The organism is Leptolyngbya sp. FACHB-541 (genome assembly GCF_014695875.1).
Classification (GTDB): domain Bacteria; phylum Cyanobacteriota; class Cyanobacteriia; order Elainellales; family Elainellaceae; genus JAAUTN01.
In genome coordinates this window covers 57,895-67,025 of the sequence record NZ_JACJPC010000021.1, presented here as the reverse complement: position 1 = coordinate 67,025, position 9,131 = coordinate 57,895, and the positions used below count along the sequence as shown (strand labels likewise).

Below are 9,131 nucleotides of genomic sequence, written 5' to 3'. Positions count from 1 at the left end.
CACCTCACTTTTACGCTCACCACGCTTTACTGCATCAATCGCTTTGCGACGAAGGTCATAACTGTAGGGGGCTGACATTGGCACTCCTAAACGCTTATCTATCTCTAAAATAACGTCCTAACGTGCTCCCGTAGAGCTATAACACTCAATCAGGCACAAAAATTGATTCGAGATGCTCAAGATTTGGGCGTTTCTGTGATTAACTTTGTGGGGGGTGAGCCCCTGATGCGATCGGATTTGCCAGAAATTATTCAATCTGTAGATAAAGGCTTTTCTACCACCGTTCTATTCACAAATGGTTGGTTCTTAGAAGAGCGAATTCATGAATTGAAGTCAGCAGGTTTGGATAGTATTTACATCAGTATTGATTCGGCAAATCCGCTAGAGCACGACCACTTTCGGCGCAAGGAGGGTCTTTTTAACAAGGCAATTCGAGGAATTCAACTAGCTCAAAAGCTAGGTTTCTCAACCGGAATTTCGACCACCATGACACCTGAAGCTTACGAGCAAGGTGAGCTCAAAAAAATTGTCGAATTGGGCAAAAAAATTGGTATTCACGAAGTTTTAGTGTTTGATGCGTTGCCCACAGGACGATACAAAGATCGAGAAGATCTAATCGATAACGAGGGTTGGGTTGAAGCCATGATTCAATCTGCACAACGGTATAACCAAAATTCAGACTACCCTGGCGTCACCTTTTATGCCCACTTCACTAGTCACAAAAGTGTCGGGTGCTCCTGTGGAACCAGTTACTTTTATGCTTCTCCCTATGGCGACATCATGTCCTGTGACTTTAACCACAGCAAATTTGGCAATGTGTTAGAAGAGCCGCTATGGAAAGTGTGGGAAAGACTGACAACTTTGCCGGAATTTTGTCAGGCAAAATGGGGCGGCTGCAAAATCAAAGATTCAACATTTCGCGAGATGACGACGGTTTCCGATGGAAGCTGTAATGATTGTGGCGCTGTCAGTAAGTGCTGATCAGTGAATGATGTATAGGGTGTGTTAGGCAAAGCTGTAACGCACTATCTTGTGGAATTGAATTGCTGTGCGATCGCCAACCCATCCTTAAAGAACTAGCTGGAGAAATTTCTTTTGCATGAATGGATTGACTAATAGCTTCCTTTCTCATCTAGCCTGCGGTTTTGATGCAACACCAACCCCGCTAACTCTATTATTTGAACTATTCGTTTTTAGTGGAGTTGCTGCTGCTTTTTTGATTCTTCCTAAAGTCAAAGACAAAATCGGACAGCGCTTTCTAATCATGAGTGTTGGTGTGCTGATCTTTGAGGTCTTTACGGCTCCTATGTGGCATAACCATAAGCTGGGTTGGTGGGCGTATGTATATCGAGACGTGAGTTGGGTTTTGACGATCGGCTGGGCAGCAATGATTTTATCCGTCGTGCTGCTAGTTGATCATTTTTTGCCTCGCTGGAAGGAATGGCACCGGTTTGCACTTTACTTAGCAATTCTGACTGTTCTAGTTAGCATTCTTGAAATCGTTGTTGTAAATATTGGAATTCGAGGTTATGCCCCGGAGGTATTGGATTCCGTAATTGGCATTTTCGTTTGGAATGTGCCCATTATTGAGGTGATTTATTACACGCCAGTTTTTACAACTTTAGTGATTAGCTTCTATAAGTATTGGAGTTTTGCAATTGATGACCAGCTTTTAATTCCAACTAAGCGAAGAAAATGGCTAAGAAGTTTTGTCATTGCTTTAGTCGGCATTCTTTTGTTTGAAGTGATGATTGAACCAATGGCAAGAAATCAGAATTTGCCTGACTGGTCTTACATCTTTCATGACATTAGCTTGCTTATGACTGGAACCTGGATTCTGGTGATCTGGCTAGCAATGAATATTGTGAACAAGCTGTTCATCCACTACAGCATTCCCCAACGGTTTCTAATTGCCCTACTCGTGACAGGGGCGATCGCCCTGCCGCTAGAGTCCTGGTTTATCATCAACGGCTATCGAGTCTATGGTGAAAGTGCGATCGCCAACTTCACTGGTTTCACCACACCTTTCACCCATGTGCCTGTAGAGGTTGCCTTTGCCATTCCCTGCTACATGGCTTTAGTGATTACGTTTATCCGCTACTGGGAAACTGCAATTGACAACAAATTATGAGCACTCCTATCCGATCATTTAAATCTTTTGCCGTCGGGTTTCCCCTGGTCTTTCTTTGTCTTGCTGCATTCACAGGCGGGTTGAGCAACGCCTTTTGGCTGCTAGCCGCTTCAGTCGTGTGTACAGCTGGAATTGGTTTAATTATCTGGATTCCTTTGTCCCTTGTGACAGGATGGGCAGCACTCACTTTAGCGAAGGAAATTGCTAACACTACAGGGATATCTAGCCGCGACGGAGCAGTCAGAAATGCAGCAGAGCGAACTGAGGCATCCATTCGTCAGCAGGCGATGCGAAGCAGTTCCCCTCAAGGGGTAGTCGCCCGCACCGTTTCCCAAAACACAACTTCCCAGGAACGCATTGCGCTAGACGAATATATCCGGCGGGCAGTCCGACTAGGACACCCTTATGAACGAATTCTCGCTACCCTGACAGAGCAAGGATGGAAAGAAGCAGAGATTCATCAGGCGTTTCAGGTTGCCACAAATCAATGATAGAGATAAACGCTATCTCTCTTTTTTGCCAACCAATAAATAAGTCGTCATCTCACCTTTACCTTTGACCACAATCTTGCCGCGTTTCTCAAACAGGTAGCGATCGCGCAACAGTTCATAGGTTGCTTCTGTCACCTGGATGCTGCCAGATGAGGCGTGAGATTGCATTCGACTGGCTACGTTTACTGTGTCTCCCCAGAGGTCATAGGAGAACTTTTTGGTGCCAATGATTCCAGCAACAACTGAGCCTGAATTGATGCCAATGCTAAGCGAGAGGCGATCGCCCTGAGAAGTGCTGAACTGTTGAATGGCTTCCTGCATCTCTAACGCGATATTAGCGGCGGCTTCTGCGTGATCGCGGCGGGGAACGGGTACGCCACTGGCGACCAGGTAAGCATCTCCAATTGTTTTAATTTTCTCTAAATCATATTTTTCGGTGAGTCGGTCAAACACAGAGAAAATTTTGTTTAACAGAGACACCAGTTCATGGGGAGTAATCTGGCTAGAAATGTGAGTGAAATTAACCAGATCAGCAAACAAGATGGTCGTTTCATCAAAGCTGTCCGCGATCGCTTCTTCTTCGATTTTGAGTCGATCGGCGATCGCTTCGGGCAGGATGTTCAGCAACAAATGTTCAGACTGCTCCTGCTGGTAGCGCAACGCTTCCTCTACCGTTTTGCGAACGGTGATGTCGTGAATAAAGACAGAAATTCCTCCAAAAGAGGGGAATGCTCGAACTTCAATCCAGCGTCCCAAGGGGTGAGAAAATTCCTCAAAACTGACGCTGGTTTGCTGGTCAACCGCTTTTGTGTATTCTCGTTTAAAGGTTGAGTTCGCCATTTCGGGCAGCACTTGCCAAATTACCTTGCCTAGCAGACCTTCGCTCGATCGCTGCAAAATTTGCTCTGCTTTGCGATTGACAAAGGTAAAACGGCCCTGGCGATCGAGCGCAAAAAAGCCGTCGGTCATCCCTTCCAACAAATCCACCACTTGCTGATCTGAAGCCCGCAGTTTTGCTTCTGCCTGCTGATAGCGAACGATTTGCCGCTCTAGTTTTTTTACGGTCAGCCGCAACTCCATCTGGGCGATCGCCTGTCGGCTTAAGGTTTGCAGTGCCTTTTGCTGCTCTGGCGTGAGGCTGCGCGGCACCCGATCCATTACGCAGAGCGTTCCCAGGGGAAAGCCATCTGGTGTAACCAGCGGTGCCCCTGCATAAAAGCGAATGCTGGGGTCGGCTGTGACAAGTGGGTTATCGACAAATCGCTCATCCTCTAGCATGTTAGGTACGATCATCAGATCGTCTGGATTGAGGATTGCGTGGGAACAGAAGGAAAACTCTCTCGGTGCGCTAGTAGCATCTAACCCAACCCTGGACTTAAACCACTGCTGATTGGCACTAGTAAGGCTGAGCAAGGAAATGGGGCTACCGCAAATGTAAGCTGCTAGCTCGGTTAGATCGTCAAACTCTGCTTCAGGCAAAGTATTAAGAATCTGATATCGTCGCAGCACATCTAGCCTTTCGTCCTCGTTGTCAGGAACAGAATAGGGGGCGATCGCTGGATTTGAAGAAAGTTCAGACGGTGAAACGGTAACACCTTCTAACGACGGTTTAGCGAATCTGCCAAACCGACCGACGAGCTTGATGACGCTGGCGATCGCGCTGTATTTTTGCTGCATTGCCTTCAAATCAGAGAGGAGTTTGTCCCAACCCCCTTAGGTTACCCAGACTGCAACTTACCTAACTTGGCGAGCAGCCAACCCCAATGCCGCGTCTAGCTGGCACACTAGAAGTATTCAGCGCCAACAGTTACTGTGTCGAACTCATCGGGAAGATATCAAACTGCTGCGGAGAAGCCCCCCAATCAGTCTCAGGGGAATGCTCAGGCTGCGCCACCGATTGAGCCACTGCAAGGGGTGGTGGAGCGGTTGACCTACCATTCTCAGGAATCGGGCTATACAATAGCGCGGCTGAAAGCGCCTCGCACCAGTGAGTTAGTGACGATCGTTGGCAATTTTGCCAATATTCAGGCAGGGCAGACTTTACAGCTTCAGGGCACCTGGCGAGAACATCCTAAGTATGGGCAACAGTTTCAGGTTGTTCAGTATCGAGAAACCAAACCTGCGACGCTCACAGGACTTGAAAAGTATTTAGGCAGTGGCTTAATTAAAGGGGTAGGTCCGGTGACAGCTAAGCGGATTGTGGCGCACTTTGGGCTAGAAACTCTAGAGGTGATTGAACATCAGATAGAACGCTTGGCAGAAGTTCCGGGAATTGCCAAGAAGCGAGTTAAGTTAATTCAAGCGGCTTGGGAAACGCAGAAGGCAATCAAAGAGGTGATGCTGTTTCTGCAAGGGCACGGAGTTTCGACCACGTATGCGGTGAAGATTTATAAGCAGTATGGAGATGAGTCAATCGCCACGGTAACCGGCAATCCTTACCAACTGGCGACGGATGTATATGGTATTGGCTTTGTCACAGCAGATGCGATCGCCCGCAACTTAGGAATTGCGCCTAATTCAGAGTTTCGCTATCGCAGCGGCACTCTCCATGTGTTAACAGAAGCCTCTGAAGAAGGGCACTGTTTTTTACCCAAAGATGAGTTAGTGAATGGAGTGGTGAAACGGCTGGAAATAGACGATCACCAACCTGAACCAACACAGGTATCATCTATCATTCAACTGATGGTGAGTGATGGAGAACTGGTTGAGGAAGAGATACCCGACACAGAAACACGAGTTTATTATGCTCCTCCTTTCTTTGGGGCAGAGAAGAAACTGGCAGAGCGATCGCAACAACTGCTCAATCAACCCCTCACCGTAGATCTGCCACGAGTACAGCGCTGGATCGATCGCTTCACCGAAAAAACTGGCTTACAGCTTTCAGACCAGCAGCGCCATGCGGTCGAAATGGCTGCTACTCAGCGCGTGTTAATTCTCACGGGTGGACCAGGCTGCGGCAAAACGTTTACGACACGCACTATTGTGGCACTGTGGAGGGCAATGGGAAAGGCGATCGCTCTTGCTTCCCCCACGGGACGGGCAGCCCAACGACTGAGTGAAATGACGGGGCAACCTGCTAAAACGATTCACCGTTTGTTGGAATTTGACCCCAAAACGATGAAGTTTAAGCGCGATCAGGAGTATCCAATTCCAGCGCAGGCAATTGTTGTGGATGAAGCCTCCATGCTGGACTTGTTTCTGGCAAATTCTCTATTCAAAGCTATTCCTCTGGATGCTCAACTGCTGCTTGTGGGAGATATTGACCAGTTACCCAGCGTCGGACCAGGTGCGGTTTTGCAGGACTTGATTGCGTCAGAAAAAATCCCGGTGGTGCGACTAACACAAGTTTTTCGTCAGGCTCAAACTAGTCAGATCGTGAGTAATGCTCACCGAATTAATCAGGGTCAGTTTCCTCAGCTAGAGCCTGTGTCTAATGTACCTGAATCGGACTGTTTGTGGTTAGGCGCACCAGAGCCACAGCCCGGAATTCAGGCAATCCATGATTTGATCACCGATCTGATTCCGCAATTAGGTTTTGATGTAGCGCGAGATGTACAGGTGTTATGTCCGATGACACGCGGGGAAGTCGGGACGCGCAACTTGAATGGTGTACTGCAATCTTTAATTAATCCGCCCAGTTCCACAAAGGCACAGATTGAGCGGGGCGGAATGGTGTTGAGGGTGGGCGATCGCATCATCCAAAAAGTGAATGACTACGATCGCGAAGTATTCAACGGAGATTTAGGAGTGATTACGGCGATCGATCCAGAAGAACAAGAAGTGAGCGTGCAATTCGCAGAAAGGATCGTGAGTTATGACTACGCCGACTTGAACGAAATTACTTTAGCCTGGTCAGTCACCATTCACAAAAGTCAGGGAAGTGAGTATCCGGTGGTGATTCTGCCGCTCTATATGCAGCACTACTTGATGCTGAGCCGCAACTTAATTTACACCGGACTGACTCGTGCCAAAAAACTGGCGATTTTGGTGGGGCCACAAAAGGCGATCGCCCTTGCCGTCCGGCAGGTCAAAGACCAGCAGCGATACACGCTTTTAGAGAAACGCCTGAGCGGACATCTGGACTTTTAGGAATAGATATCGACTAAATCTGCTTTAGCCGATATCCCAAGCCATGCACCGTCTCAATCAGGTCTTCAGGCGCGCCAGAGACTCTTAGCTTTTGGCGCAAACTTTTGATATGTGCCTTGACCGTGTCTTCTTCGGGTGGCTCCTGCAAAGACCAAATGTGCTCAATCACCGCGGCCCGACTAAGAACGCGGCGACCGTTGCGGACGAGCAATTCTAAAATAGAGAACTCTTTGGGGGTGAGCCGGAGGGGGCGATCGCCATACTGCACCTCATAGGTACTGGGGTTTAGCTGCAACCTGCCCCACTGCATTCCTGGAGAGGAACCAGAACTGCCGCGACGCAGGAGGGCACGAATTCGAGCCAACAGTTCTGGCAGGTCAAACGGTTTTACCACATAGTCGTCGGCTCCCGCATCCAGTCCAGCAATTTTGTCAGCGCTAGTGTCACGGGCGGTGATCATCATCAGCGGTTGGTCATAGCCTTGAGTTCGCAGACGTTGGCAGAGGCTCATGCCATCCAGCTTGGGCAACGTTACGTCCAGCAAAATCAGGTCATAGGGCAAGGTTGTCACCTGCTGCCAACCTTTTTCCCCATCCTTAGCAACATCTACAACATAGCGTTGGTCAGTCAGCGCCTCTGAGAGCGCTTCGCCTAACCTGGCATCATCTTCAACAAGCAAAATTCGCATACGCACAACCGACCCAGCGCTATCAGTAAGCAGTTCTTGGATCTCGTAAAATTTAGATTCCCTTGTGTCGTAGGTAGGCGTTGTGTTAAAGGATACATTTTAGAGTGAGAGTCAGGATTAGAGTACTACTTTTGGCATAACCAGGAATGAATTTTGTAGCATATGCTACAAAATTCATTCCTGAAAACCTGTTCACTAATGCCATCTACCGGAATTTAAGGAGCTTCCAAGCTCGGCCTTGCGTATTCATACGTAAAACTAAGAAATCTAAAGCATCTACTGTTCCCTTTGTCCGGTTTTGCGTCTTGATCACGTAGGTTCTAGCCCTGAGGAAACTCCTTAAGCACGGGTGTAGGAGCGAACTAGGAGATAAAGGTGAGAAAAAAGCAAGGTTTTCGGCTAGAGCGACCTGTAGATCAGATTCGTTCAGGCATCAGCTTGGTCACTGAAACAATTAGAGGACGCAGTCGCCGGTTTCGCAGGTTGAGATTGACCGCAGGTGTGACTGCGGCGATCGCTCTCTCTCTGTGGGCAATTGTGGGGGGCGTGTTTCCTTCTCCAGCAACGGCAACTGGTCAGACCTATGAGGTCTTGTCTACTCCTGAAAACGTGATTTGGGGAGAACTGTTTAAGCCAGACAGTGAGCCGATTTTGCGAGTGCAGTCGGGCGATCGCTTGGTTATGCAAACTGTTTCTCACGAAGGCATTTTGGCTGACCAGGGAGACACCATCGAATTTCTCACAGGTAGTGGTATTGCTGAATCAGATATTTTGCCTGACCAGTTGCAGATCAAGGCAGAGGTCGAGAAAACTGGCCCTGGCCCACACGTGATCACTGGTCCCATCTATGTAGAAGGGGCAGAACCGGGAGACGTACTGGAAATCAAGACCCTCAACATTGATTACCGCGTACCCTACGGTGTGATTTCTAACCGTCATGGCAGAGGTTCTCTCCCAGGGGAATATCCTGAGAATGGTGAACCGATCTACACCAAAGTCATTCCCATTGACCGCGAGAATGACATCGGCATCTTTAAGCCAACGAATGGACTGCCTAACTTAAACATTCCGCTGAAGCCATTCATGGGACTGATGGGCGTTGTTCCGGCTGATCCTGAAGATGCAGTCAATTCAGTTCCGCCTGGTTTATACGGCGGCAACGTAGATATTAAGCTTTTAGGAGTAGGCAGCAGCCTTTATTTACCCGTTCAAGTGCCCGGAGCGCTATTTTATTCTGGCGATCCTCATTGTGCTCAGGGTAATGGAGAGGTTGCGCTGACAGCGATCGAATGCTCTCTCACGCCTACCTTTGAGCTCATTGTTCATAAAGGTATGACGCTAGAAGCGCCAGTCGGTGAAACCGAAGATGCGTGGATTGCAGTCGGTCTTGACCAAGACTTGGATGAGGCAATGAAAAAGTCAGTGCGTGAATATCTGCGAATCGTCAACGAGGAATATGGTTTGACCAAGCCAGATGCGCTTCTTTTCGGGAGTGCAGCAATCGACTTTGAGGTTTCTCAGGTTGTCGATATCGTCAAAGGAATTCACGGAGTGATTCCTAAGGAGCTATTTGCACCACTAACCCAAGGAAATTAGGGATTAGGGGTTGGGGGTTAGGAATTAGGGGGGATGCGTCGCCCCTAATTCGCCTGTAGATTATGGAACGATCGCTATCAGTCCACAAGACGCGATTTATCTCGTTTCTCCAAGAAGGCTAACCCCCAATCTCCAA

General features: G+C 48.4%; 7 protein-coding genes. 5 read left to right on the top strand and 2 right to left on the bottom strand.

Going from position 1 to position 9,131, the window contains the following annotated elements; all coding sequences use genetic code 11:
• Positions 1–138: 138 nt before the first annotated feature.
• The 3 genes from H6G00_RS03350 (at position 139) to H6G00_RS03340 (ending at position 2,622) form a co-directional block, all read left to right on the top strand.
• Positions 139–981: a radical SAM protein gene (locus tag H6G00_RS03350; protein ID WP_347278144.1), complete on the top strand. Its 843-nt coding sequence runs from the start codon at positions 139–141 to the stop codon at positions 979–981.
• Between the two features lie 118 nt (positions 982–1,099).
• Positions 1,100–2,131: a hypothetical protein gene (locus H6G00_RS03345; RefSeq protein ID WP_190795625.1), complete on the top strand. Its 1,032-nt coding sequence runs from the start codon at positions 1,100–1,102 to the stop codon at positions 2,129–2,131.
• Positions 2,128–2,622, top strand: a complete 495-nt coding sequence (locus H6G00_RS03340; protein ID WP_190795624.1) for a hypothetical protein — start codon at positions 2,128–2,130, stop codon at positions 2,620–2,622. The genes H6G00_RS03345 and H6G00_RS03340 overlap by 4 nt, the downstream gene beginning before the upstream one ends.
• A 12-nt stretch (positions 2,623–2,634) precedes the next feature.
• Here H6G00_RS03340 and H6G00_RS03335 read toward each other — a convergent pair whose 3' ends face one another.
• On the bottom strand, positions 2,635–4,299 hold the full coding sequence (locus H6G00_RS03335) for an adenylate/guanylate cyclase domain-containing protein (RefSeq protein ID WP_190795623.1): 1,665 nt from the start codon (positions 4,297–4,299) through the stop codon (positions 2,635–2,637).
• A gap of 237 nt (positions 4,300–4,536) precedes the next feature.
• Here H6G00_RS03335 and H6G00_RS03330 point away from each other — a divergent pair, with 237 nt between their 5' ends.
• Positions 4,537–6,711, top strand: a complete 2,175-nt coding sequence (locus H6G00_RS03330; protein ID WP_347278143.1) for an ATP-dependent RecD-like DNA helicase — start codon at positions 4,537–4,539, stop codon at positions 6,709–6,711.
• 13 nt (positions 6,712–6,724) lie between these two features.
• Here H6G00_RS03330 and H6G00_RS03325 read toward each other — a convergent pair whose 3' ends face one another.
• Positions 6,725–7,399, bottom strand: coding sequence for a response regulator transcription factor (locus H6G00_RS03325; RefSeq protein WP_190795621.1), 675 nt, complete (start codon positions 7,397–7,399; stop codon positions 6,725–6,727).
• Positions 7,400–7,774: 375 nt separating this feature from the next.
• On the opposite strand from H6G00_RS03325, the gene H6G00_RS03320 reads away from it, so the two are divergent.
• On the top strand, positions 7,775–8,995 hold the full coding sequence (locus H6G00_RS03320) for an acetamidase/formamidase family protein (RefSeq protein WP_347278142.1): 1,221 nt from the start codon (positions 7,775–7,777) through the stop codon (positions 8,993–8,995).
• The last annotated feature ends 136 nt before the right edge of the window (positions 8,996–9,131 follow it).

Bases quoted from the DNA above. Each gene is read 5' to 3' on its own strand.
- H6G00_RS03345 (WP_190795625.1), top strand. From the start codon at position 1,100: ATGAATGGATTGACTAATAGCTTCCTTTCTCATCTAGCCTGCGGTTTT.
- H6G00_RS03340 (WP_190795624.1), top strand. From the start codon at position 2,128: ATGAGCACTCCTATCCGATCATTTAAATCTTTTGCCGTCGGGTTTCCC.
- H6G00_RS03335 (WP_190795623.1), bottom strand. From the start codon at position 4,299: ATGCAGCAAAAATACAGCGCGATCGCCAGCGTCATCAAGCTCGTCGGT.
- H6G00_RS03325 (WP_190795621.1), bottom strand. From the start codon at position 7,399: ATGCGAATTTTGCTTGTTGAAGATGATGCCAGGTTAGGCGAAGCGCTC.